This window comes from Halomonas sp. 18071143 (assembly GCF_019211725.1).
Taxonomy (GTDB): Bacteria; Pseudomonadota; Gammaproteobacteria; order Pseudomonadales; family Halomonadaceae; genus Vreelandella; species Vreelandella stevensii.
In genome coordinates this window covers 2,074,394-2,097,269 of the sequence record NZ_CP078120.1, presented here as the reverse complement: position 1 = coordinate 2,097,269, position 22,876 = coordinate 2,074,394, and the positions used below count along the sequence as shown (strand labels likewise).

Sequence of the window (22,876 nt, the reverse complement as noted above, 5' to 3'; positions counted from 1 at the left end):
GGCCGCTTTAGCGGGCGAATGGCGTCGTCAGACGCCTCGGCCAGGCCCCCATCGCGAGCTGAAGCTCCCTCCCACGGGTGCGTTTCAGGCTTCACCGTCGCGAGCTGAAGCTCCCTCCCACGAGTGCATTTCAGGCTTCACGCTTCTGTGGGAGGCCGCTTCAGCGGGCGAATGGCGCCGTCAGGCGCCCTGGTCAAGCCACTGCCGCGAGCTGAAGCTCCCTCCCACGAGTGCATTTCAGCACCGTCGCGAGTTGAAGCTTCCTCTCACGGCTCTTCAGGGCGACGCTATAGCGTTTCCAAAAGCTGTCTAGCCCGGGGCTGCCATTCGCCTTCAAGGGAAGCGGCTTGGGTAAGCGATGCTCTGGCGTCTGCAAGGCGCGCTTGCTGAAACTGCAGGATGGCCAGGTTGAGCCACGCAGCACCCATCTCCGGGTCGAGGCTCGTGGCCGTCTCGAAGGCGGCCAGGGCGGCTTCGGGCTGGCCATCGGCATACAGCGCATTGCCCAGCGCAAATTGCCCTGTAGGGTTTTGCGGGAAGCGTTCACTGAATGCTTGCCAACTGCTCAGCGTTTTCTCTGATCCGTGCTGCTCTTCAAAGGCGCTAATGGCCTCTAACGCATTGCGCGCCGTGACACCTTCGGGCAGCGTGCCCGGCTGGCTGACCACGAACCCCCAGCGCTGGCTGCGCGCCCAGGTGGCATCGAAGCGGCTGAACGACAGGCGGTGGCGCTCGATCTCGCCGCTACGCAGCAACAGCGTTTCATCGGGCAGGTCGTAGCCAATGGCTACCGCGTAGTGCCACATGGGGAAGGCGGGCAGCGCCAGGTTCTGCATGACCACTACCGGATCACCCGCCGCCAGGTGGCCCAGAAGGGCATCCATGGTGGCGCGAATGGGGATCGCCAGCCGTTCCTGGCGACGCACCGTGGCCAGCATTTCCGGTTGCACGCTGCCATCCCGCCCCGGAATGAACACCTGGGGGATCAGCTCATCGACGCTGGTGTCCACCCCTTCATGGGTCAACACCATGGCCAGAGTGGCGGGGCCACACTGGTATTCGGTCTGGGCGAAGAACGGCACGTCTTGCAGCTCGGTTTGCGGCGGCAGGTCGCGCTGGGTGCTTTCCAGCAGCACGGGGGCGCGGGCACAACCACCAAGCAGCACGACCAACGCTAAAACGCCCGCAGTGCGGGCGTTGAACAAGCGGTGGAGCAGGCCGAGGCGCTTAGCGGGTAAACGGATAGACATCGGTCAACCCGAGAATGTCGGTGATCAGCAGAATGATGAAGACCGCAAACAGGGCTCCGATCACGCCCGCACCGGCCGGCAGTTCTTCCAGCTGTTTGGCCATCTGTTGGGCTTCTGCATCACTCAGCGCCGCCACACGGGCTTCCACATCGGCGGGGTTCACACCCTGCTTTAGCAGTTGATCCTGCACATCGGCACGGGCGAGGATTTCATTGATGCGCTCGCGGTCCGCACCGGCACGGTCGCCTGCTAAAACAGACTGCGTCGATACCAGATCCATACCTTGAGGGGCGGTGGGGGCCGCCACGACGGGCAGGCTGGCCAGCACTAACGCAGCAATCAAAAGGGTCGCGAGGTAAGCACGCACTGTTTTCATCGTCTTCTTCCTTAGACTGGTCGGGGAGCAAGCGTTTTTAGCGCTTGAATCAATAGTATAGAAACAAACATCATGAGATTTAAGGCAAAATGGCAAAGTGCTAATTATTTGCACTAATCCGGTAGGTCCAGGGGGTTTCCGAGAGAATGCCCCGGGCACCTGCCATGCTCATGGCCAGATCGTGAAGCCCCGCCCAAAGCGGCACCGGCGAGGCGCCTTTCACGGCCAGGTCGAGCCGCTGGGCCATCAGCAACAGCTTGTGCAGCCGCTTCATGGGCAGCCGCTGGATGGCTTTCTGGTACGCCGGGCGGCGCTTATCGAAAATCATCGGCTTCTGGCTTTTGCAGGCGTGCTCGAAGCTCTGCCCTTGATCCAGATGCTGATGCAGCGAGAGCAAGGTGCGCAGCTCGCGGGTCAGTGCCCACAGCACGATAGGCGCTTCCACGCCTTCGCTTTTCAGGCCGTTGACGATGCGCGAGGCGCGGCTGGGCTCCCCCTTCAGGCAGGCATCCGCCAGGTTGAAGACATCGAAACGCGAGCTGTCTTCCACGCCTTGGGCGATGCTTTCGACCCCCAGGCGGGCCTGGGTCGGGTGCATCAGCGCCAGTTTCTGTAGCTCCTGGTCGGCGGCCAGCAGGTTGCCTTCGGTACGTTCGCCCAGCAGCCTGGCGGCATCCAGGTCGAGCTGCAGGCCATGCAGGGCCGCCCGGTCACGCAGCCAGTAGCCCAGCCGCGAGGCATCAACCGGCCAGACCGGCACGAACAGGCCGTGCTTGTCCAGCGCCTTGAACCAGGCTGACTTCTGCTGCTTGGCATCGACCTTGCCCATGCTGATCAACAGCAGGTCATCGCTGCCGTCCATCAGTTCGGCGTACTGGGCCAGCGCCTTGCTGCCATCCTGCCCTAGTTTGTGGCTGCCCAGGCGCAGCTCCAGCAACTTGTTGGATGCGAACAGCGAGAGGTTGCTGGCCGTTTCCAGCAGCCGCCCCCAGGCAAAGTTGGGCTCCACATCGAGCACTTCGCGCTCTTCGATACCGGCCTGGCGCGCCGCTGCACGTACCGCATCGCAGGCATCGCGGTGCTGCAACGGCTCGTCTCCCGCCACGATCACCGCCTTGGGCAGCTTCTTGGCCAGGGCCGCAGGCAGCTGGTCGGCAAATACCTTCACCGCAGCGCCTCGAGGTTGGCCAACCGCTCGACGATGCGCTGGGCCAGCTGGCGAGTCAGGGTCTGCTCGGCTTCCTGGAACAGCGTCTCGCGGTTCAGCAGGTCGTCATCGCTGACGCGAATCCGCGTGCTGGTACTCAGCGTGGCGTTGTTCAGGGCGTAGGCATTGGTTTCCCGCTGCTGCACCGACAGCGACGTGCTCAGCGTCAGCTCATGCTCACGGCTGGCACGGCCATCGGTCCCGATGCGCCGCTCCTGAAGGGAAGGGGTGCCCAGAGTGACGCGCCAGGGCGCGCCGTTTTCCACCTCGCTGCCCAGCTGCTGCAGGCGGGTGCGCAGCTGTTGGGCGAGGGTGCTGTTGGCATCCCCCTCCAGGGCCAGCGGCGGCAGGTTGGGCATGGAGTCGGTGCCGCGCAGGCGGAACCCGCAGCCGCCCAGCAGCGCCACCGCACAGGCGGCGCTGCCAAGGGTCAGGAAGTGACGTCGATTCATCCGCTCACCACGATGTTGACCAGCTTGCCCGGCACCACGATCACTTTACGGACCGTTTTGCCTTCCAGATGGCGCTGGACGTTGTCGCTCTCCATCGCCAGTTTCTCGATGGCGGCTTTGTCGGCGCTGGCCGGGGCTTCCAGGCGAGCGCGCAGTTTCCCGTTCACCTGTACTACCAGCTCGATGCTGTCGCGGGTGAGGGCGGCTTCATCCACCGCTGGCCACGGCGCTTCGATGGCAGGCTGGGTGTGGCCCAGCTGCTGCCACAGCGTGTGGCACAGGTGCGGGGTGATCGGGGCCAGCAGCAGTACGCAGGCTTCCAGCGCTTCACGGCTCACCGCCAGGCCCAGCTCAGAGCTGTCGTCGAACTTGGCAACCGCGTTGGAAAGCTCCATCACGGCGGCAATGGCGGTGTTGAAGGTGGTGCGGCGGCCAATGTCGTCGCTGGCTTTCTTGATGGTCTCGTGGGTCTTGCGACGCAGCGCTTTCTGGTCGTCGCTCAGCGAATCCACGTTCAAGGAGCCGGGGGTGCCCGCCGCCAGATGCTCGGTAACCTGACGCCAGATCCGCTTCAGGAAGCGGTGCGCGCCTTCCACGCCGGAATCGGACCACTCCAGCGACTGCTCGGGCGGGGCGGCAAACATCATGAACAGGCGCACGGTGTCGGCCCCGAACTTGTCGATCATCGACTGAGGATCGACGCCGTTGTTCTTCGACTTGGACATCTTCTCGATGCCGCCCATCTCCACCGGCTGGCCATCGCTCATCAGCACGGCGCTCAGCGGGCGGCCTTTCTCGTCGCGCTGCACTTCCACGTCGGCAGGGTTGAACCACTCCTTGCCGCCGTTATCCTTGATGCGGTAGAAGGTTTCGGCGATCACCATGCCCTGGGTAAGCAGCTGCTGGAACGGCTCGTTGGAATCGACCATGCCGAAATCGCGCAGCAGCTTGTGGAAGAAGCGGGCGTAGAGCAGGTGCAGAATGGCGTGCTCGATGCCGCCAATGTAGAGATCCACCGGCAGCCAGTAGTTGGTGCGCTCGTCCAGCATGGCCTCGTGGTTATCCGCACAGCAGAAGCGGGCGAAGTACCAGGAAGACTCCATGAAGGTGTCGAAGGTGTCGGTTTCACGCACCCAGCCGTCGCCCAGCTCGGAGAACTCGGGCATCTTCTTCAGCGGCGAGCCGGAGGCATCCACGGTGACTTCCATGGGCAGGGCCACCGGCAGCTCATCATCGGAAAGCGGCACGGTCTGGCCTTCCGGGCCGTACTTCACCGGAATCGGCGCGCCCCAGTAGCGTTGGCGGGCAATGCCCCAGTCGCGCAGGCGGTAGTTGGTTTTCACCTCGCCACGGCCCAGCTCGGCCAGTTTGGCGGCAATGGCATCGAACGCCGCCTGGAACTCCAGGCCGTCGAACTCGCCTGAATTGATCAGCGTGCCGTGCTCGGTGTAAGCGCCTTCGGAGATATCCGGCGTGTTGCCCTGCTCGTCGGCGACCACCGGCTTCAGCTCGACGCCGTACTTGGTGGCAAACTCCCAGTCGCGCTGGTCGTGGGCAGGAACGGCCATCACCGCGCCGGTGCCGAACTCCATGAGCACGAAGTTGGCCACGAACACGGGCACTTCTTCACCGCTCAGCGGGTGGATGGCCTTGTGGCCGGTGGCCATGCCCAGCTTCTCCTTGGTGGCCATCTCCGCCTCGGAAGTGCCGCCCTTGGCGCACTCTTCACAGAACGCAGCCATCTCGCTGCTCTGCTCGGCGGCCTGCTTGGCCAGCGGATGGCCAGCGGCCACGGCCACGTAGGTCACGCCCATCAGCGTGTCCGGGCGGGTGGTGTACACCGCCAGCGGCTCGCAGGCGCTGCCATCGGCGGCTTTGATCTCGAAGCTCAGCTCGACGCCACGGGATTTGCCGATCCAGTTGCGCTGCATGGTCTTGACCTGCTCGGGCCACTCGACGTTGTCCAGATCCGCCAGCAGCTCATCGGCGTAGTCGGTGATCTTCAGGAACCACAGCGGGATCTCCTTGCGCTCAACCGGCGCACCGGAACGCCAGCCGCAGCCGTCGATGACCTGCTCGTTGGCCAGCACGGTCTGATCGACCGGGTCCCAGTTCACCGTGGACATCTTCTTGTAGACCAGCCCTTTCTCCACCAGCTTGGTGAAGAACCACTGCTCCCAGCGGTAGTAGCTGGTATCGCAAGTGGCGAATTCACGGCTCCAGTCGTAGGCAAACCCCAGTGCCTTCAACTGGTTGCGCATGTAATCGATGTTCTGGTAGGTCCACTTGGCGGGCGGCACCTGATTCTGGATGGCGGCATTTTCCGCCGGCATGCCGAAGGCATCCCACCCCATGGGCTGCATGACATTTTTGCCCTGCATGCGCTGGAAACGTGAGACAACGTCGCCGATAGTGTAATTACGCACGTGGCCCATGTGCAGCTTGCCGCTGGGGTAGGGGAACATGGATAGGCAGTAGAACTTCTCGCGGTTGGCGTCTTCTACGGCTTTGAAGCACTGGTGCTTTTCCCAGTACTGCTGAGCATCACGTTCGATATCACGGGGGCTGTAGTGTGCGTCCATCGGTGTTTTCAAGGCCTTGGGGTCATTCGCCCAAAAAAGGGCGCAAAGTGAATAGTGGATGACGACTGTCAGATAAGTAACGTCGATTGTATCCTATGCCGGTGTATCCTTGAACGGCTAGCCGATGATAGGCCGCACCTGTGGCAACAAAAGGAGAGGACCCATGGAAAAACATAACGATCATCGCCTTCGCGAAGGCTACGAGCGCCTGCTGGAACGCATGCAGGATGGCGCCAACGAACTCACCTGGGAAAACCTGCAAAAGGACTTGGACGACGCCGTTGCCTTTGAAGCCGAACTGGAAGAGTACACCAAGGACGAGCTGGCCCTGCTGCGCGCCTGGGTAGAGCGCGACCTGAAAGACATGCGCTACTACATGGCCGATACCGGCAAGCAGGTAGCCAGCTGGCTGGGCATCGACCTGGACCGGCTTTCCCGCCGCGTGGCAGAGTCACTGCTTTCCATTGCCGACCGCAGCATCGTCGAGCGGGAGCGCTTCGAAGACGACCTGGAAGCCGCCCGTGCCGACTACTGCGAAGGCGAAATCGCCGCGCCGGGCCTGATGGCCTGCACCCACTGCGACGCCCAAGTGATGCTCAACGAAGTCGCCCGGCTGGAGCCCTGCCACCAGTGCGGCCACCGCTACTTCTACCGCTTCCCCAACAAGATCATCGAAACCTGAGCTACAGGCCCAACCAGGCGCTCAAGCCTGCTATCGCGCCCAGCGACAGCAGGCTCATGAGCGCCGCATAGGGCAGGTTGTTCTTCATCATCTGGTAGCCGCTGACCCCATAACGCCCCTGTAACGAGAGGTTGATACCGGAAAGCGGCCCCACGCTGGTACCCACCGCCCAGGCGCTCAGCCCCACGAACGCAAACAGGGTTTGCTCCGCACCGCTGAGGTTGAGCACTGAAGCCAGCACCGATACGCCAATGATCGGGTGCAGCCCCACCAGCGCGCTCAGGGCAATGGCTGCAAAGCTGGCCATGGCCTGGGGCGCACCAAACCGCGCAAACAGCGTCCACGCATCGCCTGCCGCTGCGGCCACCAGCGTGGAAAGCCCGACGGTCAGCAAGCCCGCCGCCAGAAACAGCGAAATCTCCCCGCGCATGGCCGGTAACCGTGTGACGGTGTGCTGACGCAAACGGCGCAGGGTAAAGCGCGGCCCCGCAGGCAGGTTGCTCAGCAACGCCACGCCAGGAATCAGAAAGGTAATGATGCTGACGATGCTCAGCGCAGGCGTCAGCCAAAAATGGAACAGCATGACCAGCGCCGCCATGCCCGCAGGCATGAACAGGCTACGCGGCGACAGCGAAAAGCCATCCACCTCGCGCAAATCGAACCGCCGCCGTAGCTCCCAGGTGGTAAACAGCCCCGCCAGCATGGCCAACGGAAACCCCGCCACGGCAATCTGCGCGTACTGCACCTCTGGCGCCAGGGCGATGACCACCGCCATGGAGGCAAAAAATGGCGACCACAGCGCCGCGCTGCTCAACCCCCGGTTCAACGCCAACAGCTGCGGCGTGGTCAACGGCCCGCGCCGGGCCAGCCGGTCGCCCACCATCAGCACCGTGGAAAGGTTCAGAATGGTGCCCAGAAAATGCACCCCCAGCCAGGTACGCAGCACGCCCGCCGCCCCCGTCAACCGCCTGCCCGGCGCACGCTTGTTGCCCTGGGTGCCGATCAGGGAAATAAAGCTCACCCCCACCAGCATGGTGGCCACGAACACATTGCCCTGCAGCATGGCAGGCCAATTCACCGCCGCCCCATACACCGTGTGCGCCACCACCAGCATCGTAGCCCCCAGCGCGCTCAACACCCCCGCCTGACGCCGCGAACGCCGAGGAATATCCCGCCACAGCAACGCCACCGCCGCCCACAGCAGATAGCTCACCCCCTGCGCCGCCGCAAAAGCCCCGGTAAAGCCCACCACCTGCACCAACAGCCCCAGCAACAACAACCCACCCGCCACCCGCTGCCGCCTCGTCGTCTCTTGCATCGCACACCCTTACTGGTTGAGTTAGCAGGCTAAGCTGCTTTGCAAAAGAAGGCCAGCAGCAAGAGCGAGGGGGAGAGGTGAGACAGCAAATGCTGGGGATGCACCATATGAGAGATGGCAGATTCGGGGGATAACAGATGTGAGGAATGACAGCGGTGCGAGCTGACATATGTGAGAGATCACAGTTGTCAGAGTTGGACGGTGTGGGGAAAGGGCAGGCGTGTCTGATGAGAGATGTGGGAGGACGCTTCAGCGCGCGACGATCAAGCCACCAACCCAACGATAACGCCTCCAACACCGACAACGCCACCAACAACGACAACGCCACCAACAACGACAACGCCACCAACCCCGTAGCGCGGCGTAACGAGCAAAGCGAGGCACCCGCGAAGCACCGCAACGCGGTGCCGATACAACCACCCAAACCACGAAAAAATTTCGCCAGATAGGTGACCTAAGCAAATTTTATGAATAGAGTATGAGTCAACAGGCAAAACGAGCGGGCACGATAATAGGGATGATGTAGCTTGGCTCGAGGTGATAGTTATTTAAAATCAATGGCTTAGGTATTTTTTTTGGCTGTATGATATCAATGGCTTTGACCGCCCAGTTATTAGGGTTATGTAGTCGGCTATATAATCACACTGTTAGCCGTAAATATTTATTGCTAAGGAAGAAATAGAAGGGGGGGGATTTGAGCGTGGACGAAAGGGTTGATATTGATTTATATGATGAGAAACTGTTTGGAAATGAAGCTGGGGAGGATGAGGACCCAGCGATCCTATCTTCATATTTTATAACGAAAAATAAGTTTAACAAGTTTTTCTCTCAATCACGTAGGTTCGCCATCGTAAGGGCTAGGAAGGGAATGGGGAAATCCTCTTTACTTTCCAAAATGGCATACGACGTAAAGAATAATGAGCCGGATAATATTGTTATATCCATTACGGGCTCGGATCTTCTGAGTTATGGAAACTTCGATTCAACGGACCACCTATTACTTCAGAATGAATGGAAAAAAGCGCTTTCTGCCAGAATAAACTTTGAGCTAGGAAACAGGATTGGTTTCGCTTGGACCGATGACCAAATGGCCCTTGTTGAGGCATCGGAACTCTCAGGTTACCGGGGGAAAAATCTGGTTGGCTCCTTGATTTCAAGAATAAGGAGTAAGCATCTGCCAATTGAGGTGACTACAAATACGGAAAGAGATGCAGGTGCGCTTCTATCTCGATACTCATCGACTCATAGCAATATCAAAATATGGCTTTTGGTCGATGATATCGACTCGACGTTTTCCGCTGATGAAGTACAAAAGGCAAGAGTTTCCAGTTTTTTCTCGGCATGCCGGTCACTCACAAGAGACGTTGATGGTTTATTCATTCGTGCCAGCGTGCGGACAGATGTTTGGACAACGATTAGATACAATGAGGATTTAGATAAATGCGAGCAGTATACAATTGATATAAGTTGGACAAGAACTGAACTTGAAAAAATCATCTCAAAAAAGATTCTTTCTTACATAAAACGAAACCATAAAAGCACCTTGTTTGATTCATATAGTGTAGATAGCTCAAGAGATAGAGAGCTTTTAGTTTCATTAGTTTTCATGGATCGGTTGAAATGGGCACAGAGTCGTGTCCCCCCATTTACTCCTATTCGCATTTTGGGTGCCAAAAGGCCTCGGTGGATGAGTCAATTATGTAGGCTTTCTGCCGAAGCTGCAGCAGATCGCGAAGTTAAGCGAGTTGGCATTCAAGAAATAAATCATATATTGAGTGATTTTGGGCGATTGAGAGTTAACGACATATATAAAGAACATTCTCATCAATTCTCGCACCTTCAAAAGCTCATAGAGACATTCACGAGAGGGGAAAAGCGATACAGAACGGATGACCTATTATTAAAAATAGAAAACGGTTTTGTAGATAGAGTTGGTGAGGATTCTGTTGGATATATCGATGGTGAAGATTATATAAGACCACTTCAGATTGCTCATCTTCTCTATCGGGTCGGTTTCATCTTGCAGCGAGAAATTCCTAATCCAGGGAGCCCACCTAGATTTGTCGACTATGATGAAAGGCCAGAACTTTTGACTGATCCTTCGATGGATTATGCTGACTATGTATGGGAAGTCCATCCTTCATACCGAGGGATTTTGGGCATTCGTTAAGGCTAACCAGTGCAGGCACGGCGACGCCCACTACATTGCGACTTAGGCTCCATTTCGTGGACGCGCATGCTGCAAGTGTTAAAGGTCAAAGTAAGCTATGAGCAATATCTTGGAAATTGATCTCGACAAAAAGATGGAAATAACAATAAGCAACGAGAGTCCAGTTTCTCTAAAGGATCTTTCGCTATCGCTTCTGTCATTCAATCATCAGTTCCATAAGTTCGTCGAGTCTGAAACTGACCGAGAAACTGATATTGGATCGGAACTTCTAATCAAAGAAGTTAGAAAAGGGTCAATCGTCATTGAGCTAGTTTCACAAGCGGCACCGATTGTTCCCTTACTTTGGGAAGGTGGAACCCTATCGCAATGGTCCGGTGTAGTTCAAGGCGTATGTAACTGGCTTTTAGGTAAAATTGACTCTCCTCCAAAGGAAGTGACAAAGCAAGACCTTCTTGAGTGGAATAAATTTGTTGAGCCAGTAGCAAAAGACCACGGCTCTCAAATGAATATCAATGTTTCTGATGGCGGAACGGTCATCAATAATTTTACAATTAACTCCACAGAAGCCAATGCTATACAAAACGAAATTAGCCGAAAGGTTGAGCAGCTAGATTCCCCTGAAGATCACGTGCATAGACGTAAGGTTATGTACTGGTATCAGGCAAAGTTTGACGCTCACTCTGAAACAGGTAATAGAGCTATTATTGATGACCTTTCAAAGAAAAGCATGAAGGTTATATTTGAAAATAATGCGGTGAAAGATGCCATGCTTCACCCACCTGAACGCTTTAAAAAACAATGGCATGAGTTGGCGTATGTTGTAGATGTTGAGGTTGAAACCGTTAGGGGTGTACCGAAAATGTATAAAGTATTGCAATACTATCCTGAATACACATTCGACCCAGAAGAAGAATGACCTTTAAAAAACGGCTCAACGTGACAAATATTCGCTGTCATTTTTTTGCAAAGAAAAGCAAAAAAAGCCGCCATCAAGCATTTGCACGGTTAGCCGGGCGTTAGGCATTTCGTACTGCGCCCGTAAGGAGAGATTTTGATTAAAGAATTTGTTAGCTCATTATCAGGGAATATCAGGGAACGAACTCAGAGTCCTCTTCTTGGTTCATATACCATTGCGTTGATAGCGTGTAACTGGAAGCCAATAGTAGTGCTTTTCACCTCGCAAACCACGGGTAGGCCTTTGGTGCAAGAGGTCTCCTCGGAATTCTCTGGGTTCTTTTGGGGGTTGGGAGTGCCGCTGATGGTAGCCATTGTTTTTTCAATACTCTACCCAACAGTAAAAGCTCTTATAGGGTCATTGAACTCCCGAGCTCGAATGATAGAGATTAAAGTTGAAGCAAGCTTGGAAGAGATCAAAGAAGACCTCCGAGAGTGGCGAGAAGCAAAGCGTAAAGATAGGGTTGAGTCTCTGCTTAAGTCTCTGGAAGATATAGTTGTCGAAGATAAGCTTGGCTATCATGACCTCAAAAGAATAATGGATATATTGCCAGATGAAGAAAATTTAAGAGCTAGGCGGCCTAGCAAATCAATGCAGCCGACCGCTAACGCGTCGGCTGATTGAGGCGTTAGGCAGGAGGGTGCCGATTGATGACATTGAGTGACTTAATTGAATTGGCGCGGCCTGTTGGTTACTGGATGAATAGTAACCAAGGGGTGGTAAGTGGCAGTATCTTCATTTCAACGCTTGTCCTAGGTTGGGCCTCAGGAATATTTGGCGCCCTTAGAAGAAGGCCAAAATTTAAAATATCGACACTTCCAGGTCCCACCTTTAGCTGTACTTACGCTACTGGGGCCACGCATAACAACTACGAAGTGCATAGAACGGGAATTGCAGTTTATCTTCGCATTGCAAACATTGGTACAGCAGCATCAATGATAGAGCAAGTCTCTATTGGGTATCATTGGAATATCAAACCAATAAGTCGGTTGTGGCTGAAGTACGCCATAGGTTGGCACTGGCTTAAAAATCCAACGGTTGCTTTGTCTGATTTCCAAGTTCAGATTGGCGATAATATTAAGTTCTACCCATTTTTGCTGCAAAAAAGTGGCATTTCAGGGGGGCAAGCGGAAACATTCTTGGAGCCTGGGCGCTCTTCAAGTGGTGTGGTTTATTTTGAACAGAGAGATAGCTGGGGTGGATGCTTTCCAAAATCTCACAATAAAGAGGTGCTTTTGAAAATATCCGTGACAGATATACGGGGTAAAAAGCACCAAAGAAAATTGAAAATTCCTGCGGTTGAACTGTCAGAGGCAAAAAAATTCAATCCGGAATTTGGAAGAACATTAGTGGAGCTTCATAGCAAGTCTTCCGCATGAGGCAATTAATACAGCCTAACAAGGCCAGGCACGGTGACGTCTTTTCCGCTGTGGCCTCGCCTTGACTTCAAAGCTAAGCGTGTTGGCGGCGTTGGGCATTACAGGAGGACACATCGTGCCAGCGATGTATGACAAGCCAGTTCGAATTCTGATGCAGGAAATGATTCCGGCGTTAGGGATATCTCCTGGCGATACTTTCACCCGGGAACAAGTGGTTCAGTGGTTTTCCGAGCATTATCCAAAGATTAAGCAAGGAACAGTTGCTGCCCATTTGGTGCGGCTCTCCACCAATGTTCCCACGAGACTGCAATACAGTGTGCGAGCTGACGGTTCGGATGATCATTTCTTCAAGATCGACAGCAGTACGTTTCGTCTATACGAACCAGGCCATGACCCCACGCCAATCTCCGAGGCTACCCCAGTTCCAGAGGAGCCAATTCAATCGTCCGAAGAGGGAACTGGCGAGTTCGCCTACGAACATGACCTTCGAGATTTCTTGGCGAGGAATCTGTACCTTCTTGAACCAGGCCTCACTTTGTACACTGATGAGGGTATCACCGGCGTCGAATTTCCTGTGGGTGGTCGATTCATTGATCTGCTTGCGGTTGATACATCTGGAGATTACGTCGTCATCGAGCTGAAAGTATCGAAGGGCTATGATCGAGTTGTTGGCCAGCTTCTCAGATACATGAACTGGATCAAGATGAACCAAGCAGATGAAGGGCAGAAGGTCAGAGGTGTGATCGTCGCAAAAAATATCAGTGAAGATCTGCGCTTGGCCTGCGCTGGGTTGCCGGACGTAGCCTTAGCTGAGTACGAACTAGAGGTATCCATTAGGCCAATTTCCGGTCTGAAGGCATGATGCTCAGCAAGTAGTTGCAGTTCATTCTGGCCCTGGCACGCCTCCAACTCTGCCGCTGGACATTGGCGCTAAGAGACAAAGCCTATGCAAATCATCCCCTTGGCTGACAAGAAAGAGTTTATTGCAGAGCTGGCAGGGCTTCACCATTCAGAGTGGAAGCACTTGAACCCCTCGCTTACTCTGGAAGGCCGTGCCGAAGCAATCTCCAAGGCTGCAGGACGAAAGGGTATTCCCTCAATCTTTGTTGCTGTGTCAGGGAGTCAGCTTATGGGTTCGGCTGCTCTGGTACAGAACGACATGGACACTAAACCGGATTTGTCCCCTTGGCTGGCTGCCGTTTATGTCAAAGAGTCTTTTCGGCATCACGGAATAGCAACTGAATTGGTTGCTCGGTGCGAAGCTGAGGCAGCTCATTCCAAGGCTGATACCTTGTACCTCTACACTGAGTTTGCTTCGAAATTTTATGAGAAGCTCAGGTGGCGTCATCTGGAAAGATGCGAATATAAGGGAGTCACGGTCGATGTTATGTGCAAGCAAATTGGCTCTTAACCAGCGGAGGCATAGCGACGGGCCTTTCGTTGCGTCTGGGTCTCCACTACTAGATCAAGCGCGCTGCGGGCATTAAAAGGAATCAAGTATGGATGTATTCCTCTTGAGACACGCAGAAACAGAAACGAACCGTGATGTTGCGTTAGCAACAGGAAGCCGTGACGCGCTCACACAGCATGGTCATTATCAGGCACAAAGCATTACAGGAAGCCTCATGGAATTGGAGATCGAGCGCATTCTGTGCTCTCCTTATCCATAGCCCTGCAAACCATTCAACCCTTTGCTGAGGTTGCCAAAATAGAGATTGAGGTTCACCCTTGTTTAGCTGAGGGGCAGTGATTGCTAACTGAGACTCCTACCCGAGAGGAGCTTAGGTATTTCCATCACATGTCAGGTTATGACTACCCTCATGAAAATGAGTCACTAGGTGCATTCATGGAGCGTGTGGTGCAGGCAAAAAAGCTAATCGACACCCAGCCTCACTCCAGGTTATTGGTAGTAACACACGGGCACATGCTTCGCGAATTATTAAACAGCATGCTGGCTTTGCCCCATAAAACACGGTTCCCGCACGATAATTGTGGGCTGAGTCATATGTCGGTAGATGACGTAAATATGGTCAGCTATATCAACCGGCCAATTTTTTCTAACCAATGACTTCACGGCGACCGCCTTTCCGGCGCTGAGCGCCCACATGCTGGTGTGTAAGCCGAGCGTTAAGCGTAGAGGAGGAATCATGCATCAAGTAGCCACGCAATGGATCGTAGGGTTACTAAGAGATAGAAACATACCCTTCATCATTTGTGGTGGGCTCGCAGCAAAGGGCTATGGCGCTGAGCGTGACCTGCATGATATTGACCTTTTCGTTCCTGGTGAGCACTTTTCATCAGTGGTACAGGCTGGTCAGGAATTCGTATCCAAAGCCGCCGCTCACCGCCAAGAGGAAGGCTGGGATCTCACCTACGTCCAATTCAAGTATGAAGGCATTAAAGTCGAGGTAGGCAACGCTGATGGTCCGCAGATATTTGATTCAGGCAACGAGCAGTGGGTACCGCTCAATATAGATTTTTCTTGCTATGAGACCGTACATTTGTTGGGTCTTCAGCTTCCTCTCATGCTGCGGGAAGATCTGATACGGTATAAATCTGCGCTCTCACGGCCGGTAGATGTCGAGGATATCCGTGATATACAGCAGCGCGCATAACAAAGTCATCCAATTGATGTTAAAACCTCCGCTTTGCCCCGTTGTTGCCATTGGTGATGCGGTGTTAAAAATGAGACTTATCAATTATCGGCGTTGTAACGAAAAGTGCTATATTGAGTTCCGAGCCAAGTCTGAAGCCAAGTGACGAAGGTTGTTTATCGTCCGTAGTGGCGAGTCACGCCGTCGCTTTCCTTTTTATCTGGTGTTGGGAGAATTTTCTGGTTTCGGGTTCATGGTTCTGATCAATAAAAGACACCTGAATCCGTGAAGCCGGCGCCGACACTTTCCCTATCACCGCCAGCGAGCACTTTTTGATCATTCGCCCCGTGCAAGTTGGCTTTCGCAAGCCCGTTATTGCCAAAACCCACCGTGCTGATCGGTGCTGACGGCCCGTTTTGTCATGCCTTTCCACCCGCCAGGCACGACATATCTGGCGATCGCGTGTCGCTTGGAACTGCTTGTGGATAGAGTGTCGCCGATTGACGGTCAGCATGGCGTTCCTCGTGGATAACGCAGTCGGCTCCGCAGCGTCTTGAGCACCGTCATGCGCCCGATATCCTGCCCGAAGTCGAGGATGATCTGCCGTGCCTTGTGAATCACGAGAGCCGCACGGTGCACCAACTCTTGTAGCACGGTGCGCAGCCGGCGCCGCTTGGCCGGGTGGCGAACCGGGCTCAGCTCGCCGGTCATGCCTAGCTGTCCCATCAGGCGCAGGATGTTGTAGGCCAACTGGGCGAGATGCAGGATCAGATCGTTGGTGGCGAACTTGCCGGACGGCAAGCGCTCCAGGTCGAGATCGGTCTTGATCTCGCTGTGAAACTGCTCATGGGTGGCATGCGCCTGGTAGCGCTTGATCACCGCCTCCGGCGCCTCGTCCAGGCTGGTCCACCAGCCTTCCAACTCATAGTCCGGTTCGAGCAGCAACTGGCCATCGCGATCGGCGGTGCGCTCTACCAGGCGCATCACGCGTTGGACGACGTATTCGGTCTTGTTGTCGTCGTGGATCGAGACGGTCTGCGGCCACAGCGCCTGGCGCTTGCCAGGACGCAGCTCTTCCCAGTAGTCCGCCGCCACCGCCAGCCAGGTATCTCGATCAGCCGTGGCCGAGCCCCGCGGGTTCCATTTGACGACATAGTCGAGCCGGCGCCCCTCGTCGGCAAAGACCTGGCGTTGCTGTTCGAGAAGCGCCAGGTGCGCCTGGCTGTCGAAGCCGCTGTCCTCGCGTAACAGGATCGGTTGCCTGGTCAGGCATTGGGCGCGAGGCAGTACCCGCTCCAGGAAGGCGTTGCTCTCCTTCATGGTGTGCTGCTTGCCAGGCCGCAGTTCCAGACCCAGGCACCACCCTTCGTTGCCCAGATAGGCGGCGATCGGGGTGTAGCCATCGACCTTCTGGTAGGTCCGCGAGACGCCTTCCTTCTTCGAGTTGCTGTTGTCCATGACGAAGGTGTCGATGTCCAGGCAGACGTGCGTCGTCTCGGCGGTGATCGGTGCTTCGATCAGTGACAGCAGGGTCGTGGACCAGGTGGCGGTGCGCGCCTGCAGGTCGTTGGCGGCAAGTTTCTCCAGCCGCTGTCGCAGCGTCGCCGCGCTCGGCACCTTCTGCAGGGTCAGCAGTTGTTGGAAGGGCTTGTCGCGGCGGAAGTTCTCGACAGCGTCATAGTCGCTCATGCCCAGACACAGCAGGCCCAGGTAGCTCTTGATCACGTCACTGGTGCGCATGCCCAGCGTGGTGGGGAAGCGGCTGTCGATGCTGTCGACGCCAGCGATCTCGAAGCATTGCCCGATGATGGACAGCCCGGCGTGGCTGGTGAGGGTGCGGCGACTGCCCCCTCTGTCAGGATTGATGTCGTGTCCCTTGTTACACTCTCTTAAATATTCAGGGGCGTTTGGAGATCTGTATGCCTCGCTATTCCGATGAGCGACGTCAGGCCGCTGTGGCCAAGCTGTTACCGCCTTATAACCAAAGCGTAGAAGAGGTCGCTCGGCAGGAGGGGATCTCGCCAGCAACTGTTTACAAGTGGCGTAAAGAAGCCCGTGCGGAGGGACGCTGCCTGCCCGATGCAAGTGACCAGGGTACGACCGGCTGGTCGTCCCGAGACAAGTTTGCAGCGGTGGTTGAGACCGCAGCGATGAACACCGAAGACGTTGCTGCCTATTGTCGTCAACGGGGACTGTATCCCGAGCAGCTGCAACGCTGGCGTCATGACTGCGAACAAGCCGCCAGCTTGTCCCATGAGGACCGCCGTCGAGAAGCGGATGAAGCCAAGCAGCAGCGCAAGCGGATCAAAGAGCTGGAACGAGAGCTACAGCGCAAGAACACAGCACTCGCGGAGACAGCTGCACTGCTGACGCTGTCAAAAAAAGCACGGGCGATCTGGGGGGACGAGGAGTCATGATCAGCATCGAGGATCGCCAACATGCCGTAGAGCTGATTGCTGTTGCCTGCAACGAGGGCGCCACCTTGGCGGCTGCCTGTGAAGTTGTCGGGATTTCTATCCGGACTCACCAACGCTGGATGCAGGCGGGAAAGCTAACAGGCGACAAACGCCCTTTAGCCGAACGCCCAGCCCCCGCTAATGCGCTGACCCCAGAAGAAGAGGCCGAGATCTTGAGGCAATGCCACCGTGACGAGTTTGCTGCTTTACCGCCGGATCAAATTGTTATTCGGCTGATGGATGAAGAGCAGCGTTACATTGCCTCCGTATCGAGCTTTTATCGAGTGCTGCGTAAACATGGCCAGCTGGCACACCGGGGACGCGCCAAAGCCCGCAAATCACAGCCAGCGCCGACTACACATACAGCAACCGCCCCCAACCGGTGTGGTCACGGGACTGCACGCTTCGGCCAGCCAAGGGTACCTACTACTATCTGGTGATGATCCTCGACATCTTCAGCCGTAAAGTCGTGGGCTGGGAAGCCTTTCTGGGGGAGTCTGCAGCTAACTCACGCCGTGTCATTGAGCGAGCCGTGCTGGCCGAAAACATGGTAGGCCAGCCTCTGGTGCTGCACGCAGATAACGGCAGCCCCTTCAAAGGCATTACCTTGCTTGAGAAGCTGAGAGATCTGCAGATCCAGCCTTCGTTCAGTCGACCGCGTGTGAGCAACGATAACGCCTTCTCCGAGGCTCTGTTCCGCACCTGCAAGTATGTGCCGAACTACCCTGTCAGTGGCTTCGCTGACCTATCAGCTGCCCAGCGTTGGGTGCACGGCTTCGTCCAGTGGTACAACTATGAGCACCGCCACAGTGCTATCCGCTTCGTGACGCCGATGCAGCGCCACACAGGAGAAGACAAAGTCATATTGGCCAAGAGACATGCCCTCAACCTTGCAGCCAGAGCTGTGCATCCTGAGCGCTGGAGTGGGGACACCCGCAACTGGCATCCTGTGACATTAGTATCGCTAAACCCAGAGCGCCGAGTAGTTAGGGAGGTAGAGAAAATAGCTGCATAAAAATCAAACAGGGCGACAGATACCTTGACAGTTACCGACTGGCGCGGAACTTTATGTTGGGCATGGCACTGTCTGGGTGAATGGCGATAATGGCTATATTGCCATGCAGGTCAGTGGGTTAGAAGTGCTTCCGGGGGCCGGTCTCACGGATTCAGGAGACAGAAAGCATATTTCAAGGGAGGTCAAGAGAAAATGGAAGTCAAAGCCTGAGGAATCCCCACGAACTTTGCTATCCATCGCATAAGGCCTGCTCTTTGACTTCCCCTTGGAGGCTCGTCAGAACTGTCTTCCAAGAGGGCCATGGGACAGCACCGACACAATGACGTCGCAGCCACTCCAGTCCCAAACGCCACACGGAGAGAACGTTCCGATGACGGATCGTGTTGCTCTGGTAGCGTCGCTGTTGCCCGCTGTCTCGGACTTGAAGACCGGCAACCATCACCACGACATTGGCCAGCATCGCGATCAGCAGCAGGATTTCGATCCGCTTGCCTTGGCGAGACTGATGCATGCCGAAGCCCAGCCCGAACTGGGGACTCTTGACGTCGCGGAAGCCCTCTTCAATCTGCATGCGCTGCCGGTAAATGGCCACCAACTTGTCCGCCAGCGTTGAGCGCGCCGGTAGGTTACTGACCAGCACCGAGGGCTCCTTCTGGCGCTGGGCAATCGCCCGGCTGCGGCTGTCTGGGAGACCTGTCCGCGCTTGTTGCGATGCTTGCGCCCTGCGGCGGCCGATGGTAGAGCACCATGCGGGTGGTCAGTGGATTGCTCTCAGCAATTTGCACGGAACCCAGCGCCCGCGGTACCGATGTCGCTTGCGGAAACAGGTCTGACACAGGTTGCCACGCCTGCCCTGGCAGCTGGCAGCGAACCGGGCTACGCACCCGGCCGACGTAGTACCAACCACGTGCCTCAACCGCCTCGAACCAGGGATTACGAAAGCCCGCATCGGTGACCAAGATCGGCGTGGCGTTGTCAGGCAGTATCTCGGCCAGAGCGGCCAACAAGTATGCCTCACAGTGTTGGCAGCCATCCTTGTGGTGGACTTTCTCGAAGATTGGCAGCGAGCGCCCGGCAAAGGGCACCGCGGCGCGCAGCAAGAACCGTTTGCCACGGTCATCAATCGGCGACCAGTCCACCAGAATCAGCGGGCGGGTCATGTGGCCAATCAGCAGGCTGGCCACGAGCCAATAGAACAGGGGACGCTCCTGATGCAGGTGAGGGTTGCCCAGCAACCGATCGACTCGCTTGATGGTGTGCTTGGTAGCCACTGGCCCTGGCAAGGCACGCCCCAGGGCGGTCAAGCCCAGGCGGCGCTCGCCCAGCAGGGCACCCACCGTGTCGAGCAGCGCCTGCAGGCGCTTGGCATGGACCAGGGGGAGTGATGAGGTCAGCAGAGTATGTAAGAATCGAGGGGCCTGCATGGGTCTCCTTAGGCATATTGTTGGTTTGGCGATTAACAACATGCCGACCCATGCAGGCCTTTTCAATCATATCATCCTGATTTTCTTATCTATTTCGTGGGGATCCGTCAGAGTCAAAGCGGAGATTTTGAAAAATCGTATTGTGTTCACTGCAAATAACAATACGGTTGTCGTCGAGCCAAAAGAGCCTTTCACCACTACGAGGCTGCTGGTAGGAACATTTATGCCAGCCGTCGAGTGCATGAAGGAAGGCTTGGCAAAGGTGGGTACTAAAGGTCTCTTCAAAAGGAAACCGAAGCTCCTGATTTATCCTCGGGCCATGACGGAAGGCGGCCTTTCAGAAGTAGAAGAGCGCTGTCTGCTCGAAGTTGGTCATGCTGCCGGAGCGGGTAAGGTTGAAGTGCATGTTTAGCCTTTTGTGTAACGAGTTGGAGTAGTTCATGCTGCTGCGATCAAACTGTATGTAATTCAAGGAGTTTCGTTATGGTGTTCAATACCTCAGAAAGAAACGCGCTACTCGAAGTGAAGGGGGTAGGCCCTACAGTGGTCAAACGTTTTGAGGAAATAGGTATAAACTCCTTTTCAGAGTTGGCGAGCCATGACCCAGAAGTAGTTGCGGAAAAAATCGCATTAATGCTTGGGGCTACCTGCTGGAAGAATAGCCCTCAGGCCTTGTCGGCGGTCACGGCTGCAATAGAAAGAGCAAGGCAAGGATTGTAGAGGCCGATGCTCGCCCATGGTAAACGACACTTGCCGTTCCGGGGTTAGGGACTGCCTCCGTTTCTCGTTTTGAGTCCGATATAATAACCAGTGTTACTTGCCAGGAGGCGCGCCGTGGAGCTCAAGAAAATTCTCAAAGAGTTGGAGATGCTAGCAGCCTGTCGGTCTTTCCGTTGCACCGTGAGATACTGACCACCGTCATCGCCGAGCTGAGAAGATCGCCATGAGCCGCTTCATCCCTGTGGATCGCCAGACCGATTACCTGCTGCCGCCTTCGGTAGACGAGTGGTTGCCCGATGGTCACCTGGCGCGGTTCGTTGTCGATGTTGTCGAACAACTGGACCTCTCGACGTTGACCCGGCGTTACATGGGGCGGGGTTCCAAGGCACATCACCCGGCGGTGCTACTGAGCCTGCTGATCTACGGCTACGCCACCGGGGTGGTCTCCAGCCGCAAGATCGAGCGTGCCACCTATGACTCGGTGGCGTTCCGCTACCTGGCCGCCAATACCCATCCCGACCATGACACGCTGGCCACCTTTCGCCGCCGCTTTCTGCCGGAACTGGAACAGTTGTTCGTACAGGTGCTGCTGCTGGCCCGCGAGATGAAGCTGCTCAAGCTTGGCACCATCGCCCTGGACGGCACCAAGCTCAAGGCCAACGCCAGCAAGCACAAGGCGTTGTCGTATGGCCATGCCAAGAAGCTGGAGGCACAGTTCAGGGCAGAGGTGAAAGCGCTGACCGAGCGGGCCGAGTCGGCGGACAAGGAGGACGCGGCCGACGGCATGGATATCCCCGCCGAGATTGCCCGCCGTGAAGCCCGCCTGGCGGCCATCGCTGAGGCGAAGGCCAAGATCGAGGCGCGCGCCGAGGAGCGGGACGCCACCGAGCAAGCCGCCTATCAGGAAAAGGTGGCGCGGCGGGAGGGGCAGCGCAAGGCCGGCAAGAAGCCCCGTGGGCGTGACCCCGAACCGCCCACTGGTGGCCCGCGTGACAAGGATCAGATCAATTTCACCGACCCGCAGTCGCGCATCATGCCGGTCACCGGCAAGGGGTTTGATCAGTGCTACAACGCCCAAGCCGCGGTTGATACCGAGAGTCTGCTGGTGACCCATGTCCACGTCACGCAGGCGACCAATGACAAGCAGCAAGTCATGCCGCTACTGACGGCCTGGCAAGGTTACCCGGAAACGCTGGGAAAACCTGACCACCTGCTGGGTGATACCGGCTACTTCAGTGCCAGCAATATCCAGGCCTGCCATGACCATGGTATCGAACCGCTGTTGGCGATGAAGCGAGACGTCCATCACCTTCCGGTCTTTGAACGTTTCGCCGCGGATCCGCCTGCCCCGGAGAGCGAGGACCCCGTCGAACAGATGGCACACCGCTTGAAGACGCAGGCGGGCCGAGCGCTCTACGCATTGCGCAAACATACCGTGGAGCCGGTCTTCGGGATCATCAAACACGTGATGGGGTTCCGGCAGTTCTCGCTACGCGGACTGGATAAGGTCAGCGGCGAGTGGCGATTGGCCACCATGGCGTGGAATATCAAGCGGATGCACCGGTTGACGGCGGGCTGAGGGCTCGCCGCGCCCAACCGGCCAGCAGGCAAGGCGTCAGAACCGCCTTGCAGAAGCTGAGGGGCAGGTTAAGAGCCACACAACAGCACCAACACCAACACAGGGGGGGGTGAAGAACCCACGCCTCAGCTCATCCATTAACCTCAAGTCCGACAGACTGCTAGGTCAAGAGAATGATGCGTCGGTAGAAGATAGAGACCGTAAGTATCTCAATATCACTAGGCATACAGGACAGTTTTTGGAAGTGCTTATAAAGGCAAGCGCTGTGAAGCGGGTGTTGGAAATTGGTACATCAAACGGTTATTCCACACTGTGGATAGCCTCTGCGCTGCCAGAGGATGGGCATATAACCACGCTAGAAGTTTCCTCTTTCAAGGTTGCTCAGGCCCAAAATAACTTCAAACGGGCAGGTCTTGAACACAAAATTGCACTAGTACAAGCCGATGCTATGGATTTTCTCGAGTCTTGTGATCAGCTGTTTGATCTGGTGTTTCTCGATGCAGATCGATCAAGCTACCTTCAGCTTGCTGGTCGAATCGTTTCTCTTGTGCGGCCTGGCGGGCTTCTTGTTTGCGATAATGCGATTTCGCATGCAGAAGAACTGGACGAGTTTTTTTGTTTCATCAATACCAGCGGCGAATTCACGGCGACAACGCTGCCCGTAGGTAAGGGTGAGTTTGTAGCATGTAAAAATATATCACAAGATACTGCTTAGGT

General features: G+C 56.1%; 23 protein-coding genes and 1 pseudogene. 15 read left to right on the top strand and 9 right to left on the bottom strand.

Features of this window, described 5'->3' with window-relative positions; translation table 11 throughout:
- Nucleotides 1–287 precede the first annotated feature (287 nt).
- From KVY02_RS09805 to leuS, 5 genes are all read right to left on the bottom strand, one after another.
- Entirely contained in the window at nucleotides 288–1,250 is a 963-nt protein-coding gene (locus KVY02_RS09805; RefSeq protein ID WP_081138953.1) for a PA2778 family cysteine peptidase, read from the bottom strand.
- Complete coding sequence (locus tag KVY02_RS09800) at nucleotides 1,228–1,626, bottom strand: PA2779 family protein (RefSeq protein WP_081138954.1); 399 nt, start codon at nucleotides 1,624–1,626, stop codon at nucleotides 1,228–1,230. The genes KVY02_RS09805 and KVY02_RS09800 overlap by 23 nt, the downstream gene beginning before the upstream one ends.
- A gap of 100 nt (nucleotides 1,627–1,726) precedes the next feature.
- Entirely contained in the window at nucleotides 1,727–2,794 is a 1,068-nt protein-coding gene (holA, locus tag KVY02_RS09795) for a DNA polymerase III subunit delta (protein WP_218313447.1), read from the bottom strand.
- The gene (gene lptE / locus KVY02_RS09790; RefSeq protein ID WP_081192937.1) at nucleotides 2,791–3,285 is read right to left on the bottom strand and encodes an LPS assembly lipoprotein LptE; all 495 of its coding nucleotides are present in this window, start codon (nucleotides 3,283–3,285) and stop codon (nucleotides 2,791–2,793) included. The genes holA and lptE overlap by 4 nt, the downstream gene beginning before the upstream one ends.
- Nucleotides 3,282–5,867: a leucine--tRNA ligase gene (leuS, locus tag KVY02_RS09785; protein WP_218313446.1), complete on the bottom strand. Its 2,586-nt coding sequence runs from the start codon at nucleotides 5,865–5,867 to the stop codon at nucleotides 3,282–3,284. The genes lptE and leuS overlap by 4 nt, the downstream gene beginning before the upstream one ends.
- 163 nt (nucleotides 5,868–6,030) lie before the next feature.
- Between leuS and KVY02_RS09780 the strand changes: the two genes are divergently transcribed.
- Nucleotides 6,031–6,549 (top strand): zinc ribbon-containing protein, encoded by a 519-nt coding sequence (locus tag KVY02_RS09780; RefSeq protein WP_039179834.1) that lies wholly within the window; start codon nucleotides 6,031–6,033, stop codon nucleotides 6,547–6,549.
- Nucleotide 6,550: 1 nt separating this feature from the next.
- On the opposite strand, the gene KVY02_RS09775 is transcribed toward KVY02_RS09780, so the two are convergent.
- On the bottom strand, nucleotides 6,551–7,867 hold the full coding sequence (locus KVY02_RS09775) for a hypothetical protein (RefSeq protein ID WP_218313445.1): 1,317 nt from the start codon (nucleotides 7,865–7,867) through the stop codon (nucleotides 6,551–6,553).
- Between the two features lie 700 nt (nucleotides 7,868–8,567).
- On the opposite strand from KVY02_RS09775, the gene KVY02_RS09770 reads away from it, so the two are divergent.
- The 9 genes from KVY02_RS09770 to KVY02_RS09730 all read left to right on the top strand — a co-directional run bounded on the left by KVY02_RS09770 (nucleotide 8,568) and on the right by KVY02_RS09730 (nucleotide 14,986).
- The gene (locus tag KVY02_RS09770; protein ID WP_371317423.1) at nucleotides 8,568–10,037 is read left to right on the top strand and encodes a P-loop ATPase, Sll1717 family; all 1,470 of its coding nucleotides are present in this window, start codon (nucleotides 8,568–8,570) and stop codon (nucleotides 10,035–10,037) included.
- Nucleotides 10,038–10,146: 109 nt separating this feature from the next.
- Nucleotides 10,147–10,953 carry a hypothetical protein gene (locus KVY02_RS09765; protein ID WP_256357483.1) on the top strand — a complete coding sequence of 269 codons (807 nt, stop codon included), beginning with the start codon at nucleotides 10,147–10,149 and terminating at the stop codon, nucleotides 10,951–10,953.
- A 135-nt stretch (nucleotides 10,954–11,088) separates the two neighbouring features.
- Nucleotides 11,089–11,616 (top strand): hypothetical protein, encoded by a 528-nt coding sequence (locus KVY02_RS09760; RefSeq protein ID WP_218313442.1) that lies wholly within the window; start codon nucleotides 11,089–11,091, stop codon nucleotides 11,614–11,616.
- A 26-nt stretch (nucleotides 11,617–11,642) separates the two neighbouring features.
- Entirely contained in the window at nucleotides 11,643–12,371 is a 729-nt protein-coding gene (locus KVY02_RS09755; protein WP_218313441.1) for a hypothetical protein, read from the top strand.
- Between the two features lie 124 nt (nucleotides 12,372–12,495).
- A complete protein-coding gene (locus tag KVY02_RS09750; RefSeq protein WP_256357606.1) occupies nucleotides 12,496–13,233 on the top strand; it encodes an endonuclease NucS domain-containing protein in 738 nt (245 codons plus the stop codon).
- A gap of 84 nt (nucleotides 13,234–13,317) precedes the next feature.
- Nucleotides 13,318–13,782: a GNAT family N-acetyltransferase gene (locus KVY02_RS09745; RefSeq protein WP_218313439.1), complete on the top strand. Its 465-nt coding sequence runs from the start codon at nucleotides 13,318–13,320 to the stop codon at nucleotides 13,780–13,782.
- Nucleotides 13,783–13,870: 88 nt separating this feature from the next.
- A complete protein-coding gene (locus tag KVY02_RS18555) occupies nucleotides 13,871–14,041 on the top strand; it encodes a histidine phosphatase family protein (RefSeq protein WP_218313438.1) in 171 nt (56 codons plus the stop codon).
- A 128-nt stretch (nucleotides 14,042–14,169) separates the two neighbouring features.
- A complete protein-coding gene (locus KVY02_RS18550) occupies nucleotides 14,170–14,439 on the top strand; it encodes a histidine phosphatase family protein (protein ID WP_218313437.1) in 270 nt (89 codons plus the stop codon).
- Nucleotides 14,440–14,518: 79 nt separating this feature from the next.
- A complete protein-coding gene (locus KVY02_RS09730; protein ID WP_218313436.1) occupies nucleotides 14,519–14,986 on the top strand; it encodes a nucleotidyltransferase in 468 nt (155 codons plus the stop codon).
- A 486-nt stretch (nucleotides 14,987–15,472) separates the two neighbouring features.
- Here KVY02_RS09730 and KVY02_RS09725 read toward each other — a convergent pair whose 3' ends face one another.
- Nucleotides 15,473–16,831, bottom strand: coding sequence for an IS1380 family transposase (locus KVY02_RS09725; protein WP_218315076.1), 1,359 nt, complete (start codon nucleotides 16,829–16,831; stop codon nucleotides 15,473–15,475).
- Between the two features lie 53 nt (nucleotides 16,832–16,884).
- Here KVY02_RS09725 and KVY02_RS09720 point away from each other — a divergent pair.
- Nucleotides 16,885–18,436 (top strand): annotated as a pseudogene (locus KVY02_RS09720) (IS3 family transposase).
- A gap of 229 nt (nucleotides 18,437–18,665) precedes the next feature.
- Here KVY02_RS09720 and KVY02_RS09715 read toward each other — a convergent pair.
- Entirely contained in the window at nucleotides 18,666–19,076 is a 411-nt protein-coding gene (locus KVY02_RS09715) for a transposase (RefSeq protein ID WP_256357482.1), read from the bottom strand.
- Entirely contained in the window at nucleotides 19,063–19,860 is a 798-nt protein-coding gene (locus tag KVY02_RS09710; protein ID WP_218313435.1) for an IS4 family transposase, read from the bottom strand. Before KVY02_RS09710 ends, KVY02_RS09715 begins: the two co-directional genes overlap by 14 nt.
- Here KVY02_RS09710 and KVY02_RS09705 point away from each other — a divergent pair.
- The 4 genes from KVY02_RS09705 to KVY02_RS09690 all read left to right on the top strand — a co-directional run bounded on the left by KVY02_RS09705 (nucleotide 19,859) and on the right by KVY02_RS09690 (nucleotide 22,874).
- Nucleotides 19,859–20,272: a hypothetical protein gene (locus KVY02_RS09705; protein ID WP_218313434.1), complete on the top strand. Its 414-nt coding sequence runs from the start codon at nucleotides 19,859–19,861 to the stop codon at nucleotides 20,270–20,272. The two genes, KVY02_RS09710 and KVY02_RS09705, sit on opposite strands and share 2 nt — an antisense overlap.
- A gap of 71 nt (nucleotides 20,273–20,343) precedes the next feature.
- Nucleotides 20,344–20,580, top strand: a complete 237-nt coding sequence (locus tag KVY02_RS09700) for a hypothetical protein (protein ID WP_081192961.1) — start codon at nucleotides 20,344–20,346, stop codon at nucleotides 20,578–20,580.
- A gap of 223 nt (nucleotides 20,581–20,803) precedes the next feature.
- On the top strand, nucleotides 20,804–22,159 hold the full coding sequence (locus KVY02_RS09695) for an IS1182 family transposase (protein ID WP_218313433.1): 1,356 nt from the start codon (nucleotides 20,804–20,806) through the stop codon (nucleotides 22,157–22,159).
- Between the two features lie 109 nt (nucleotides 22,160–22,268).
- Nucleotides 22,269–22,874: an O-methyltransferase gene (locus KVY02_RS09690; protein WP_256357481.1), complete on the top strand. Its 606-nt coding sequence runs from the start codon at nucleotides 22,269–22,271 to the stop codon at nucleotides 22,872–22,874.
- The last annotated feature ends 2 nt before the right edge of the window (nucleotides 22,875–22,876 follow it).

Excerpts from the sequence above, each read along its gene's own strand:
- KVY02_RS18555 (WP_218313438.1), top strand. The coding sequence starts at position 13,871 with ATGGATGTATTCCTCTTGAGACACGCAGAAACAGAAACGAACCGTGAT.
- KVY02_RS09805 (WP_081138953.1), bottom strand. The coding sequence starts at position 1,250 with ATGTCTATCCGTTTACCCGCTAAGCGCCTCGGCCTGCTCCACCGCTTG.
- KVY02_RS09700 (WP_081192961.1), top strand. The coding sequence starts at position 20,344 with ATGGTGTTCAATACCTCAGAAAGAAACGCGCTACTCGAAGTGAAGGGG.
- KVY02_RS09730 (WP_218313436.1), top strand. The coding sequence starts at position 14,519 with ATGCATCAAGTAGCCACGCAATGGATCGTAGGGTTACTAAGAGATAGA.
- lptE (WP_081192937.1), bottom strand. The coding sequence starts at position 3,285 with ATGAATCGACGTCACTTCCTGACCCTTGGCAGCGCCGCCTGTGCGGTG.
- KVY02_RS09775 (WP_218313445.1), bottom strand. The coding sequence starts at position 7,867 with ATGCAAGAGACGACGAGGCGGCAGCGGGTGGCGGGTGGGTTGTTGTTG.
- KVY02_RS18550 (WP_218313437.1), top strand. The coding sequence starts at position 14,170 with ATGTCAGGTTATGACTACCCTCATGAAAATGAGTCACTAGGTGCATTC.
- KVY02_RS09705 (WP_218313434.1), top strand. The coding sequence starts at position 19,859 with ATGGGTCTCCTTAGGCATATTGTTGGTTTGGCGATTAACAACATGCCG.
- KVY02_RS09750 (WP_256357606.1), top strand. The coding sequence starts at position 12,496 with ATGTATGACAAGCCAGTTCGAATTCTGATGCAGGAAATGATTCCGGCG.
- KVY02_RS09800 (WP_081138954.1), bottom strand. The coding sequence starts at position 1,626 with ATGAAAACAGTGCGTGCTTACCTCGCGACCCTTTTGATTGCTGCGTTA.
- leuS (WP_218313446.1), bottom strand. The coding sequence starts at position 5,867 with ATGGACGCACACTACAGCCCCCGTGATATCGAACGTGATGCTCAGCAG.
- KVY02_RS09780 (WP_039179834.1), top strand. The coding sequence starts at position 6,031 with ATGGAAAAACATAACGATCATCGCCTTCGCGAAGGCTACGAGCGCCTG.
- KVY02_RS09695 (WP_218313433.1), top strand. The coding sequence starts at position 20,804 with ATGAGCCGCTTCATCCCTGTGGATCGCCAGACCGATTACCTGCTGCCG.
- KVY02_RS09710 (WP_218313435.1), bottom strand. The coding sequence starts at position 19,860 with ATGCAGGCCCCTCGATTCTTACATACTCTGCTGACCTCATCACTCCCC.
- KVY02_RS09745 (WP_218313439.1), top strand. The coding sequence starts at position 13,318 with ATGCAAATCATCCCCTTGGCTGACAAGAAAGAGTTTATTGCAGAGCTG.
- KVY02_RS09755 (WP_218313441.1), top strand. The coding sequence starts at position 11,643 with ATGACATTGAGTGACTTAATTGAATTGGCGCGGCCTGTTGGTTACTGG.